At 74.1% G+C, this 12,869-nt stretch carries 11 protein-coding genes; 4 read left to right on the top strand and 7 right to left on the bottom strand.

The window, feature by feature from the left end; all coding sequences use genetic code 11:
• Window positions 1-30 precede the first annotated feature (30 nt).
• Complete coding sequence (locus ACWGIS_RS35860; RefSeq protein ID WP_453366700.1) at window positions 31-1,206, bottom strand: hypothetical protein; 1,176 nt, start codon at window positions 1,204-1,206, stop codon at window positions 31-33.
• Window positions 1,207-1,658: 452 nt separating this feature from the next.
• Complete coding sequence (locus ACWGIS_RS35855) at window positions 1,659-2,444, bottom strand: DMT family transporter (protein ID WP_453366703.1); 786 nt, start codon at window positions 2,442-2,444, stop codon at window positions 1,659-1,661.
• Here ACWGIS_RS35855 and ACWGIS_RS35850 point away from each other — a divergent pair.
• A complete protein-coding gene (locus tag ACWGIS_RS35850; RefSeq protein WP_453366702.1) occupies window positions 2,377-2,931 on the top strand; it encodes a TetR/AcrR family transcriptional regulator in 555 nt (184 codons plus the stop codon). The two genes, ACWGIS_RS35855 and ACWGIS_RS35850, sit on opposite strands and share 68 nt — an antisense overlap.
• Before the next feature lie 94 nt (window positions 2,932-3,025).
• Complete coding sequence (locus ACWGIS_RS35845) at window positions 3,026-4,348, top strand: MFS transporter (protein ID WP_453366699.1); 1,323 nt, start codon at window positions 3,026-3,028, stop codon at window positions 4,346-4,348.
• 26 nt (window positions 4,349-4,374) lie between these two features.
• Here the strand turns inward: ACWGIS_RS35845 and ligD are convergent, their stop codons facing one another.
• Window positions 4,375-5,343: a non-homologous end-joining DNA ligase gene (ligD, locus tag ACWGIS_RS35840; RefSeq protein WP_453366698.1), complete on the bottom strand. Its 969-nt coding sequence runs from the start codon at window positions 5,341-5,343 to the stop codon at window positions 4,375-4,377.
• 73 nt (window positions 5,344-5,416) lie between these two features.
• Window positions 5,417-6,310, bottom strand: coding sequence for a Gfo/Idh/MocA family protein (locus ACWGIS_RS35835; protein ID WP_453366697.1), 894 nt, complete (start codon window positions 6,308-6,310; stop codon window positions 5,417-5,419).
• Window positions 6,311-6,472: 162 nt separating this feature from the next.
• Here ACWGIS_RS35835 and ACWGIS_RS35830 point away from each other — a divergent pair, with 162 nt between their 5' ends.
• Both ACWGIS_RS35830 and ACWGIS_RS35825 read left to right on the top strand, forming a co-directional pair.
• A complete protein-coding gene (locus ACWGIS_RS35830; RefSeq protein ID WP_453366696.1) occupies window positions 6,473-7,261 on the top strand; it encodes a PIG-L deacetylase family protein in 789 nt (262 codons plus the stop codon).
• A 136-nt stretch (window positions 7,262-7,397) separates the two neighbouring features.
• The gene (locus ACWGIS_RS35825) at window positions 7,398-8,822 is read left to right on the top strand and encodes a M1 family metallopeptidase (RefSeq protein WP_453366695.1); all 1,425 of its coding nucleotides are present in this window, start codon (window positions 7,398-7,400) and stop codon (window positions 8,820-8,822) included.
• 27 nt (window positions 8,823-8,849) lie between these two features.
• On the opposite strand, the gene glgB is transcribed toward ACWGIS_RS35825, so the two are convergent.
• The 3 genes from glgB to ACWGIS_RS35810 form a co-directional block, all read right to left on the bottom strand.
• A complete protein-coding gene (gene glgB, locus ACWGIS_RS35820) occupies window positions 8,850-11,102 on the bottom strand; it encodes a 1,4-alpha-glucan branching enzyme (RefSeq protein WP_453366701.1) in 2,253 nt (750 codons plus the stop codon).
• A gap of 99 nt (window positions 11,103-11,201) precedes the next feature.
• Window positions 11,202-12,593, bottom strand: a complete 1,392-nt coding sequence (locus tag ACWGIS_RS35815) for a maltokinase N-terminal cap-like domain-containing protein (RefSeq protein WP_453366694.1) — start codon at window positions 12,591-12,593, stop codon at window positions 11,202-11,204.
• Between the two features lie 28 nt (window positions 12,594-12,621).
• The coding region (locus ACWGIS_RS35810; protein ID WP_453366693.1) for an alpha-glucosidase C-terminal domain-containing protein at window positions 12,622-12,869 on the bottom strand (248 nt) is incomplete at its 5' end.

Here is a 12,869-nt window from a genome sequence, read left to right as displayed (position 1 = left end):
GGAGGGGGCCGTCTCCCGACGGACACCCGGTCATTCCTGTGTCTGGTGCGCCTCGGCCGGCGGCCGGTGCTCGGGACGCCTGCCCATCCGCTCCGACGCGAGGAACGCCAGCAGGGCCGTGGCGGCCGCGAGCGCGGCGACCACCGACACGAGGCCGGCGAACCAGGGCGGAGCGGCCGTGATGTCCAGAGCCTGGGAGAGGCCGGGCGACCTGAGCCGGCCCTCGAACAGCTGCATGACGGCCAGGGCGGCCGGTACGACCACGGCGGTCGCGAGCACCGGCAGCGCGTTCCTGAGGACCAGTGCCAGCGCGATCAGCAGGCACAGCGCCGAGGCACCCAGGGCGAAGCCGTACGCGTTCGCGGACGCGCCGTCCCGGTGCAGCGGGAAGTAGGCCAGCGCGCACAGCAGGAGTGCCGCGGCGGCGACCCGGGCCGGCCAGGCCGGGGGAGTGCCGTCCTGGCGCGGGGGGCGGGGGCGGCGCTGCCGCTGCGCGCGGCCGCGGCCGTGGTCCTCCGGTGCCTCGTGGGCGACCTGCGGCAGGGTAGCGGGGCGCGGCTGCGACGACGGGAACATGGAATGCCCCGCCAGCAGGCCCGTGCCGTGGGTGGGCGCCTCCTGCTCCTGCGCCTGGGCCAGCCTGCCGATGAGCTGGACGAGCTCCTCGACCGGGCGGTTCGCGGCGGCCCGTACCGCCTCGTCGGCGCAGTGCTGCTCCACGGGCGGCCGGTGCAGGAGTGCCATCAGGCGGGTGACGTCCTCGACCGGGCGGGACTCCGCCGCGGCGCGGATGGCCTCGTCGGCGGCGTCGGGACTGCGCGGCGGCCGGGTGAGCAGCGCCACGAGCCGGGTGACGTCCTCGACGGAACGGTCGACGCCGACCGCGCGCAGTGCGTCGACGGTGGCTCGCGCGTACTCGGGTGACTGCTCCAGAAGCGTGATGAGCTGCACCACCTCTTCCAGCGGACGGTCGGCGACGGCGGCGTGCACCAGCCCGTGCACCGGGTCGGCGTACTGCTCCTGAGGCTGTGGTCCGGCCCGCACGGGTCCCTCTTGTGCCGGGCGCGCGGGCGGGGCTTCTGCCGCGGGTTCCGCGCCGACGGGCGGCAGGGGCGGCATGGGCGGCGCCGGGGGACCGGCCGCGTCGTGCGCGGGTATCTCCGGCTGGTCCGGGCTGGGCGAGAAAGAGAAAGAGCGGGTGGTCATGGTCGGCTCCATGAAGAGGGTGCGGCTGCCGTCGCTCCCCGATGTGCGACGGCAAGCTGATGCTGACCATTCCTAGGGGGCCCCTCAGCGCCCCGCCACCCGGATGCGGCACCCGTGTGAGTCAGGTCCGCCATAGGGGTGGCTCCGGCGCGGGGCGGGAACCGGTGGCCGTCGGGCCGCGCGTGCCTCTCTCGCGCCGACCGCCACCGCGTCGGCCACCGCCGTGCGGGCCGGCGAGTCGAGTGTGCACCGCTGCCGGGACAGCGGCACGCCGACGCCGCGGCCGGGGTCGAGCGGGACGGGCCGACCGTCGCTCGGCAGCGGGGTCGCCTGCACGGCCGGCACCACGCGCCGGCGGGAACCAGGCCGCGAGGGAGTCGGAGTGCACGGCGATCGACAGGCGCGTGGGCCCCGCCGAGGTCCGTCCGCACGCCTGTCGTCCGTCCGCACGTCTATCCGGACACGGTCTCCCTGCTCGCCCCTCCCCGCGCGTGGGGCTGTCGCCGCGTGCGCTCGCCCCGGTGCACCACGGCGACGGCCAGCAGCCCGAGGGCCAGCCCGGCGCCCGTCTGCACTCCGAACGGTTCGCCGAACATCAGCGCTCCCCACACGGCGGTCACCGGCGCCATCAGGAACATCAGGGTGTTGACCCGGGTCACCCCGGAACGTCGCAGCAGGAGCCAGTACAGGCCGTAGCCGCCGAAGGTGGGCAGCACGACCAGCCAGCCGACGGCGACCCAGAAGGACGTGTCGGAGGGCGGGGCCGCCGTGCCGGTCGCGGCGGCGAGCGCGCCGAACACGACGGCGCTGGTCCCGACGTGGACCGTCATGGCCACGGACGGCGGGACCTGGGCGGGGGAGCGCCGGTCCAGGATGGTCGCGGCGACCAGGCAGAGCATGCCGAGGAACGGTACGAGGTACGCCCACGCGGCGACGCCCTCGGCGGCTCCCGCGTCGGCGGTCGTGACCACGGCGACGCCGGTGACGCCGAGGCCCAGCCCGGCCCACTGCGTCCGGGAGACGCGGGTGCCGAGGAGAGGGCCCGCCAGCGCTCCGGTCACCAGGGGCTGCGTGCCGTCGATGAGGGCCGTCGTGCCGGTCGAGACGCCGAGCTGGATGGCGTAGTACACGGTCAGGAGGTAGCCGCTCTGCGACAGGGCACCCACGAGGATCTGCCGTGCGAGCTCCCGCCGGGTCGCTCCCGAGCGCGGCATCCACGCGGTCGGCGTCGACCTCATCGCGGCCGAGGCGGGAGTGACCAAGAAGACCCTGTACGACCGCTTCGGCTCCAAGGAGCAGATCGTCGTCGAGTACCTGGCCGCCCGGGACGAGCGCTGGCGGGCCTTCCTCGCGCCCCGGCTCGAAGCGGCACGCACCCCCGAGGAGAAGGTCGCCGCCGTCTTCGACGCCTCCCGGGACTGGACCCGGGCGCACAGCCCCCGGGGGTGCGGCATGGTCAACGCGCACGCGGAGATCGACGATCCGGCCCACCCGGCGTCCGCCATCATCGACGGCCAGAAGCAGTGGATGCTCACGCTCTTCACCGACCTCGTACGGCCGCTCGCGCCGGACGCGGCCGAGTCGGCCGGGCGCACCCTGATGCTGCTGCACGAAGGCGCCCTCGTGGCCCACGGCCTGAACGTCTTCCCCGGAGCGATGGACCACGCCCGCGCCGAGGCCTGCCGGGTACTGGCCCGGGCCGCCGCCGGGCACCGGGACGGCTGACGTCCGTCGGAACCACAACTCCGGTGCGAGTGGTTGCCGCAGTCGACGATAGTAGGGCTGACACCGAAAGATGTATCGAGCATCCAGGACGGCCGTGGACACCAGCAGCAACACCACCGACAACGACGCGGACCCCCGCGACGCGAAGCCGGAACCGGAACCGGCGGAGCCCAGTACCCGGCGGACCGGCTGGCGCCGCTGGGCCATGGACACCCGGCCGCTGCGCCGCCCGGCCTACCGGCGGCTCTGGTCGTCGACCGTCGTGACCGCCGTCGGCAGCCAGCTCACCGCCGTCGCCGTGCCCAAGCAGATCTACGACATCACCGGCTCCTCCGCCTGGGTCGGCTACGCGAGCCTCGCCGGCCTCCTGCCGCTGGTCGTCTTCGCCCTGTGGGGCGGCGCGGTCGCCGACAGCGTGGACCGCCGCAAGCTGCTCCTCGTCACCAACACCGGCGTCGCCGTCACCTCGCTGCTGTTCTGGATACAGGCGGCCACCGGACTCGGCTCGGTGCTCGTCCTGATGGTGCTGCTCGCCCTCCAGCAGGCGTTCTTCGGCCTCAACGCCCCCGCCCGCACCGCCTCCATCGCCCGACTGGTGCCGCCGGAGGAACTGCCCGCGGCGAACGCGCTCGGTTCGACCGTCATGCAGGTCGGCCTCGTGGCGGGCCCGCTGCTCGCCGGTGTCCTCATCCCCGTGATCGGCCTCGCCGAGCTGTACCTCATCGACGCCCTCGCCCTGTGCGTCACCGTATGGGCCGTGCACCGGCTCCCCGCCCTGCCGCCGCTCGCCGCCTCGGCGGCCCGCCGCGCCGGACTGCGCGAGGTCGTCGCGGGATTCCGCTACATCTCGCTGCACAAGGTGCTGCTGCTGTCCTTCCTCGCCGACATCGTCGCCATGGTCTTCGGCATGCCCCGGGCCCTCTTCCCGCAGCTCGCCTCGCAGACGTACGCGCCATACGGCGAGGGACTCGCCCTCGGCCTGCTGTTCGCGGCGATCCCCGTCGGGGCCATGGCCGGCGGACTCCTGTCCGGCACCTTCTCGCGGGCCCGCCGGCACGGCTTCATGGTCATCGCCGCCGTGGTGGCCTGGGGCGTCGCCATCACGGGCTTCGGGCTGAGCACCAGCCTCTGGGTGGCCGTCGCGTTCCTCGCCGCGGCCGGCGTCGCCGACATGGTCTCCATGGTCTTCCGCGGCGCCATCCTCCTGTCGGCGGCGACGGACGAGATGCGCGGCCGGATGCAGGGTGTCTTCACCGTGGTGGTCGCGGGCGGCCCCCGCCTCGCCGACGTCCTGCACGGGACGGCCGGATCACTCCTCGGGGCGCGCACGGCCGTCGTCGCCGGCGGGCTGCTGGTCGTCGCCACCACGCTGGTCCTGGCCCTCGTGACACCGGCGCTGCGCCGCTACGAGATCTGAGGGCGGAGCGGGGCGCCCCGGCCGCCTCACGGCAGGTCGGCGGCCGAGTCCTCGGGGGCCAGGTCCGGACGGAGCCGGTGCCACGACGGCTGCCGCAGCAGGCCGGCACGCGTACGGGTGCTGTAACGCACCTCGCCGACCAGCAGCGGCAGCACCCAGTGCGCCCCCGGCGCGTGCGGGACCGGTTCGAAGGGGCAGGTGTCGCTCGCCGCGGCGTGCAGGAGCCGGGCGAGGTCCGCCCGCTCATCCTCGCTCCAGCCGGTACCCACGCTGCCCGCGTAGCGCAGCCGTCCGCCCTCGCGCTGACCGACGAGAACGGCACCCGGCAGTCCGGTCAGCCGGCCGCGGCCCGGCGACCAGCCGCCGATGATCACGTCCGCGGTCTGCAGGTTCCGGATCTTGATCCAGGCCCGGGAGCGGACCCCGGGCTCGTACACGGAGTCCAGCCGCTTGCAGACCAGTCCCTCCAGGCCGTTGTCCCGGGTGAGGTGAAGTGCCGCCTCCCCGTGGCCGACGATCGCGGACGGCGTGGACCAGGCCGGCCCGTCGAGCCCGAGCGACTCCAGTTCCCCGCGCCGGCGGGCGTAGGTGAGGTGCGTCAGGTCGCCGCCCCGCAGATGCATCACGTCGAACAGCATCAGGTGGGCGGGCGCCTCCACGGCCCGGCGTGCCGCCCTGGCCGGGGCGTGCGCGAGGCCCATCCGCGACTGGAGCCGCTGGAAGTCACCGCGCCCCCGCTCGTCCAGGACCAGGATCTCCCCGTCCAGGACCGCCGGCGTGCTCCCGAGAGCCCCGCCCAGCGCCCGCAGTTCCGGGTACGCGGCGGTGATGTCCTCCCCGGACCGGGCCCGCAGCAGCACGCTCCCGTCCCCGGGCAGGTAGACCACCACGCGCTGCCCGTCCTGCTTCGTCTCGTAGGCCCAGCGCGGGTCCTGCGCGGCGGGGGGCAGCACACCTGGCGTGGCGAGCATGGGGGCGATGCGCGGGAGTCTCACCCTTCAGTTGTCGACAGGCCCGAGGCGGTTCCACGCCCTCCGCGCCGCTCTTTCCCCTGAACGGGGCCGCCCGTCAGCCCTGGACGGCCCGTGCCATCAGCGTCTGCAGCCGCAGGCCGCGCCGGACGTCCAGCTCGCCCGGCACCCCGGTGCGCACGGCGGTGGCGAACTCCCGGCGCAGCACCGGCCAGCCCTCCTCGCTGTCGAGCCCGGTGCTGTCGTACACGAGCGGCGGCCGGGACCCGAAGAGTTCGACGCGGGTGAAGCCCTGCGGAACGTTCACCGAGCCCGACAGCGAGGCCTGGCTGACCGCGCCGTTCTCGTGCTCGCAGCTGAGCTCGATCCAGCGGCGCGGGTCACCGGTGCCCCGGATGCCGGTGATCGGCCCGACCGCCGCGTCGAGCAGGTCCAGCAGATGCGGGCCGAGGTCCAGCAGCGCACCGTGTTCCAGCCGCCAGGAGGTCGCGAAGTCGCCGCCGAGGAAAGCGCCGTGCACGAGGCAGGACCGGGCCCCCGCCACGTCGAGGGCGCGTGCGGCGCGGAGGAACTCCCGGACGGCGGGGTGATAGCGGTTGGACAGCACGAGCTGGGAGACCACCCCGGCCTCCTCGACCGCGTCGGCGAGCCGCCGCGCCGAGGGCAGGTCGACACCGAGGGGCTTCTCCAGCAGCAGCGCCTTGCCCGCCCGCGCGGCACGGGCGGCGAGGTCCGCCTGGACGGCCGGGGGCACGGCGAAGGCGACGGCCTCGCAGCTGTCGAGCAGTTCGTCGAAACTCGTGGCGACGGCGGCCCCGTAGGGCGCGGCGGTCTCCCGGGCCGCCTCGGCGCGGCGCGCCCACACGCCGGTCAGCAGGGTCTCCGGTCCGGCGGCGAGCACGCGCGCGTGCACGGCGCGGGCCCAGGGACCCGCGCCGACGAGCCCGACCCTGACCGGCGGGAGGGACCAGGCGGGCGGAGTGCCGTTCACGGGAGTTCCGTTCTGTCGTGGGGCGCAGGTGAGGGAACTCCATCACGAGACGCCGCGTCCTGACCAGGGCCGGCGGCGCGGCCCGCCGCGGCACCGCGCGCGCCGGGGATCCGCCCCTCGCGCCTCTGTCGCGCAACACGGGCACGGCGTCATCATTCGGTCATGGATCCCACTCAGGACGAAGACGGCGTCGCGGACGCGCCCTCCCTCCCCGCACTGGCCGAGGACTGGCGGCGATGTCTCGCGGTCGCGGCGCACCCGGACGACCTGGAGTACGGCGCGGCGTGCGCGGTCGCCCGCTGGACGGCCCAGGGCAAACAGGTCACGTATCTCCTCGCGACGCGCGGCGAGGCCGGTATCGACGCGCTGCACCCCGACCGGGCGAAGCCGCTGCGCGAGGCGGAGGAGCGGGCCGGCGCCCTCGAAGTCGGCGTCGACACCGTCGAGTTCCTCGACCACCGCGACGGCGTCGTCGAGTACGGACTCGACCTGCGACGCGACATCGTCCGGGCGCTGCGGCGCCACCGCCCCGAGGTCGTGGTCACCGGAGCGTTCTCCGTCCGGATGACCGGCGGCATGACCAACCAGGCGGACCACCGCGCCGTGGGCCTGGCCGCTCTCGACGCGGCACGGGACGCGGGCAACCGCTGGATCTTCCCGGAGCTGGAGAGCGAGGGCCTCCAGCCGTGGAACGGCATCCGCATGGTGTGCGTCGCCGGTGCCGAACGGCCCACCCACGGCGTGGACGTCTCCGGTGAACCCCTGCGGCGGGGCATCGCCTCCCTGGAGGCCCACGCCGAGTACACCAAGGGACTGGGGGACCAGGCCTTCGAACCGGGCGCGTTCCTCACCTGGGCGGGCCGGATGGCCGGCCAGGCACTCGGTGTCGAGTCGGCGGTCCTCTTCGACGTCCACCAGCTCGTCCCCGACGGCCCGCCGCCCTGGGCGTGACCACGGGCCGCGCGGCCACTCCGCCGGAGCACCTGCCCCCGCTCCGGCGGAACTTGACCTGATCGAGGGTTTCCCGCCGCCCCGGGGCCCCTAGGCTGATCGGCGTTGATCACCGCCACCCCCCCCAGGAGCGAACGTGACTCTGCCCCGTCAGCAGGCCCCCGGGCGCCCGGCCGTCCTCCGCCGCGAGGCCGTCGCCGCGGTCGTCCCCGTCGCCGTCGCGGCCCTGCTGGCCGCCGCCTCACCCGCCGCGGCCGGGACCGGGGGAGCGCCCGGCGCCGGCGACCCCTACTTCACCCTGGCGGGCAACGGCGGCTACGACGTGCGCCATTACGCGCTGACCCTCGGCTACCACCCCGGCACCCGGCACCTGAACGGCAAGGCGGTCGTCACCGCCCGCGCCACCCAGCGCCTCACCCGCTTCGACCTCGACCTCAAGGGGCTGAAGGTCACCGGCGTTACGGTCGGCCACGAGAAGGCCGCGTTCCGCCGTGACGGCCAGGAACTGGTGATCACCCCGAAGCACGCGCTGCGCGAGGGCCGGGAGTTCCGCGTCACCGTCACCTACGCCGGCACGCCCGGCCCGGTGACCGACCCCGACGGCTCGCTGGACGGCTGGATCCCCACGGACGACGGGGCGTTCGTGGCGGGCGAGCCGCAGGGGGCCATGACCTGGTTCCCGGGCAACAACCACCCGAAGGACAAGGCGTCCTACGACATCAGCCTCACCGTCCCCGAGGGGCGCACCGCGGTCTCCAACGGCGTCCTGCTCGGTCGACGGACCGCTCACGGCCGCACCACGTTCCGCTGGCGGCAGGCCGAGCCGATGGCCGCGTACCTGGCCACCGCGACGGTGGGCACGTTCGAGGTCGAGCGGTACAGGACCGCGGACGGGATCGAGGTCTACAACGCCGTCGACCCGCGCGAGGCGGCCGGGGCGGCACCCGTCCTCGAGAAGCTGCCGTCGGTACTGGCCTGGGAGAGCGGGCTGTTCGGCCCCTACCCCTTCCGTGCCGCGGGCTCCGTGGTCGACCACGCCCCCCGGGTCGGTTACGCGCTGGAGACCCAGACCCGGCCCGTCTACGACCGCGCGCCGGACCTCGGCACCCTCGTCCACGAGAGCGCCCACCAGTGGTTCGGCGACTCGGTCTCGCTGACCAGCTGGAAGGACATCTGGCTCAACGAGGGCTTCGCGACCTACGCCGAGTGGCTCTACGCCGAGCAGCACGGCGGCGAGAGCGCCCAGAAGGCCTTCGACGAGCTGTACGCGCGCCCGGCGGGCGACGACCTGTGGGAGTTCGCCCCCGCCGACCCCGGCGACGGGGCCCACATCTTCGGCACCCCCGTCTACGCCCGCGGGGCCATGGCCCTGCACAAGCTGCGCACCGCCGTCGGCGACCCGGTGTTCTTCCGCGTCCTGCGGACCTGGGCCGCCGACCACCGGGGCGGCCACGGCACCACGGCCCAGTTCACGCGTCTCGCCGAGCGGCTGTCCGGCAAGGACCTCGGCGCCCTGTTCCGCACCTGGATCGGCACCGCGGGCAAGCCGCCCCGTCCGTGAGGGAAGCCGCCCGGCCGCGGCCCGCCGTCAGGCGGGTCGCAGCCAGAGCGTCGTCAGCGGGGGCAGGGTCAGCCGCAGCGAGGCGGGACGGCCGTGGCTCGGCTCCGCATCGGGCTTCAGCGCACCGGAGTTGGTGACGTCGCTGCCGCCGTACCGGGCGAGGTCGGTGTTGAGGACCTCGTGCCAGGCGGGCACGTCGTCGGGCACCCCGAGCCGGAAGTCGTGCCGCACGACCGGCGAGAAGTTGCTGACGGCGAGGAGCGGGGAGCCGTCCGCGGCGTGGCGGAGGAAGGCGAAGACGTTGTCCTCGGCCGCGTCGCCCACCACCCAGGAGAAGCCCGAGGGGTCGGTGTCGCGCTGCCACAGGGCCGGCTCGTCCTTGTACAGGGCGTTGAGGTCGCGGACCAGGTCGCGGACGCCGCGGTGGTCGGGCTCGGCGTCGTACGCCGGGTCGAGCAGCCACCAGTCGGGCCCGTGGGTCTCCGACCACTCCCCGCCCTGCGCGAACTCCTGGCCCATGAAGAGGAGTTGCTTGCCGGGGTGGGCCCACATGTAGCCCAGGTAGGCGCGTTCGTTGGCCCGCTGCTGCCACCAGTCGCCGGGCATCTTGGCCACGAGTGCCTGCTTGCCGTGCACGACCTCGTCGTGGGAGATGGGCAGCACGTAGTTCTCGCTGTACGCGTACACCATCGAGAAGGTCATCTCGTTGTGGTGGTACTTGCGGTGCACCGGGTCCTTGGAGATGTAGACCAGCGAGTCGTGCATCCAGCCCATGTTCCACTTCAGCCCGAAGCCGAGCCCCCCGTCGGAGGTCGGCCGGGTGACGCCGTTCCAGGCGGTCGACTCCTCCGCGATGGTGACGACGCCCGGGTTCCGCCGGTAGACGGTGGCGTTCATCTCCTGGAGGAAGGAGACGGCGTGCAGGTCCTCGTTGCCGCCGTACATGTTGGGCGTCCACTGGCCGGGCTCGCGGGAGTAGTCGAGGTAGAGCATCGAGGCGACGGCGTCGACGCGCAGGCCGTCGATGTGGAACTCCTCGCACCAGTACACGGCGTTGGCGACGAGGAAGTTGCGCACCTCGCGGCGCCCGTAGTCGAACTCCAGCGTGCCCCAGTCGGGGTGCGCGGCCCGGTGGGGGTCGCCGTGCTCGTACAGCGGGGTGCCGTCGAACTGGGCCAGTGCCCAGTCGTCGCGCGGGAAGTGCGCGGGCACCCAGTCCATGAGCACCCCGATTCCGGCCCGGTGCAGGGCGTCGACCAGGTACTTGAAGTCGTCCGGGGTGCCGAGCCGGGAGGTCGGCGCGTAGAACCCGGTGATCTGGTAGCCCCAGGAACCACCGAAGGGGTGCTCGGCGACCGGCATCAACTCCACGTGGGTGAAGCCGAGTTCGGCGACGTACGCGGGGAGCTGCTCCGCCAGCTCGCGGTAGCTCAGACCGGGCCGCCAGGAGGCCAGATGCACCTCGTACACCGAGAACGGGGCCTCGTGCACGGGGACGTCGGCGCGGTGCGCCATCCAGTCCTGGTCACCCCACTCGTAGGACGACTCCGTCACGATCGACGCGGTCGCCGGGGGCACCTCGGCACGCCGGGCCATCGGGTCGGCGCGCAGCGTGTGCGTACCGTCCGGGCGGGTGATGTCGAACTTGTACGCCGTACCCGCCCCGATGCCGGGCAGGAACAGCTCCCACACTCCCGTGGAGCCCAGTGAGCGCATCGGGTACGCGGCGCCGTCCCAGTGGCAGAAGTCCCCGCAGACCCTGACGCCCCGGGCGTTCGGCGCCCAGACCGTGAAGCGGGTCCCGACGACGCCCTCGTGGACCATCGGCTGGGCGCCCAGCGCCCGCCACAGTTCCTCGTGGCGTCCCTCGGCGATCAGATGCAGGTCGAACTCGCCGAGTGCGGGCAGGAAGCGGTAGGGGTCCGCCACCTCGGACTCGGGACCGTCGTACGCCACGAGCAGCGTGTACGCGGGGACGGCGTCGAGGGGCAGGACGCCGGAGAACAGGCCGTCGCCCTCGTCGTGCAGCGGGGTGCGCTCCCCGTCGACCAGGACACCCACCGTCCGGGCGTAGGGGCGCAGGACGCGGAACCTGACGCCGCCCGGCACGGGGTGGGCACCCAGCAGGGCGTGCGGGTCGTGGTGGGCCCCCGACAGCAGCCGCGCGCGGTCCGCCGCGTCCATGGCGTCGGCCGGGCGGAGGCCCGGGGTGGCGTGCCCGGGGTCCGGCGGTCCGGCCCGGGACGTCATGGTGGCCGGCTCCGCGGTCCCGGACGACAGGACGAGGGCGGACGGATCGGGAACGACTGTGGTGTGGGGTGCCACGGCTCTGGAGCCTCCTTGGAAGAGAGTTGGGGGGACGAAAGGGGGCCGGGCGCGCTACTGCCGCCGCGGGTTCAGCGGCGTCTCGGCGAGCCGGGTGATCGCCGCCATCGGCACGGGCAGCCAGTCGGGCCGGTGCCGGGCCTCGTACAGCACCTCGTAGACCGCCCGGTCCGTCTCGTACGCCCGCAGCACCTCCGGTTCCTCCCGGGGGTCCCAGCGCGCCTCGGCGGCGTAGCCCGCGCAGTACGCCTCGCGGCAGCGCTGCGCCCATTCCGGGCGCCACGGACGCCGGGAGCGTGCCGCGTAGTCGAAGGAGCGCAGCATGCCCGCGACGTCGCGGGCGGGGGACTGGGCGCGCCGGCGCTCGGCGAGCGGACGGGCCGGCTCGCCCTCGAAGTCGATGACGAACCACCGCCGTCCGGTCCGCAGCACCTGCCCGAGGTGGAGGTCGCCGTGGATCCGCTGCGCGGGACGGGCGGTGTCGAGCCGCGCGAGCGCGTCGTAGGCGCTCTGCAGCCCGGGCACGTACGGGAGCAGGGCGGGGACGGATCGGGCGGTGGCGTGCAGGCGTTCGGTCATCGCCTCCGCGAGCCGCCTGTTGTGGCGCCGGGTCGGGGTGTCGAGGGGGAACGCCTTGGCGAGCGCCAGGTGCACCTCGGCGGTGGCCCGTCCGAGCGCGTACGCCTCCTGGGTGAAGTCCCGCTCGGACGTCAGCGTCTCCAGCGCCAGGGCCCAGCCGTCGGTGGCGTCGCGCAGGTACGGCTGGAGGACGCCCAGCGTCGCCTGCTCGGGGTACGAGGTCTGGAACCAGGCGGCCGGCGCGGGCACCCGCGTGCAGCCCTGCCGGGCCAGCGACGCGGGCACCTCCAGGTCCGGGTTGACGCCCGGCTGGATGCGGCGGAACACCTTGAGGATGAAGGAGTCGCCGTACACCAGCGAGGTGTTGGACTGCTCGGCGTCCAGCAGGCGCGGGGCCAGCCCGTGGGGCAGCGGCACCCGGGTGTCACGTTCGAAGCGCAGCGGCCCCGCCGTTCCCGGGTGGCGCAGCCGTTCCAGCAGCAGCCCCGCGGCCTCGGAGTCCTGGAGCGCGTCGTACACCATGAGGCCGGCCAGCGGACCCTCGTCGGCCCGCCCGATGACGGCGTGCGCCAGCTTGGGCGGCAGGAACTCCCGCACGCCCAGGAGCAGCTGGTAGCAGTCGTCGGGCGGGGGAGAGCCGGCGGGCCCGCGACCGGCCGGCGGGCCCTCGTGCACGGCCCGTACCAGAAGATGCAGACAGCCCGGGTGCAACTCGGTCACCGACAGCAGGGTCAGGTCCGTGATGGTCCGGCCCTTCCCCGCGAACCAGCGCTGCCGCGGCAGCCATGCGTGCAGCAGCTCGGCGAGCGAGCTGAGCAGCGGGGCGCGATCGAGGCTGCTCGGTCTTTGCAGTGCAGTCTTCGGCATGGCGACGCGTCCTTTCAGATGTACACGATCAAGAACGCCGGATGACGCGGGAGGAGAGGGCCCGGAGCCGGAACCAGTAGAAGCCGTGGCCCGCCAGCGTCAGCAGGTACGGCAGTTCGCCGATGGCGGGGAAGCGGACCCCGCCGATCAGCTCGACCGGGTGCCGTCCGTCGAACTCCCGCAGGTCCAGCTCGGTCGGCTGTGCGAAGCGGGAGAAGTTGTGCACGCACAGCACGAGGTCGTCCTTGTACTCGCGCAGGAACGCGATGACGGCCG

This window comes from Streptomyces sp. NPDC054842, from assembly GCF_053611025.1.
This window is presented reverse-complemented; position numbering and strand designations above follow the sequence as displayed.

What these genes read in the sequence shown, in the direction of transcription:
- ACWGIS_RS35860 (WP_453366700.1), bottom strand. Translation starts at nt 1,206, where the DNA reads ATGACCACCCGCTCTTTCTCTTTCTCGCCCAGCCCGGACCAGCCGGAG.
- ACWGIS_RS35855 (WP_453366703.1), bottom strand. Translation starts at nt 2,444, where the DNA reads ATGAGGTCGACGCCGACCGCGTGGATGCCGCGCTCGGGAGCGACCCGG.
- ACWGIS_RS35830 (WP_453366696.1), top strand. Translation starts at nt 6,473, where the DNA reads ATGGATCCCACTCAGGACGAAGACGGCGTCGCGGACGCGCCCTCCCTC.
- ACWGIS_RS35815 (WP_453366694.1), bottom strand. Translation starts at nt 12,593, where the DNA reads ATGCCGAAGACTGCACTGCAAAGACCGAGCAGCCTCGATCGCGCCCCG.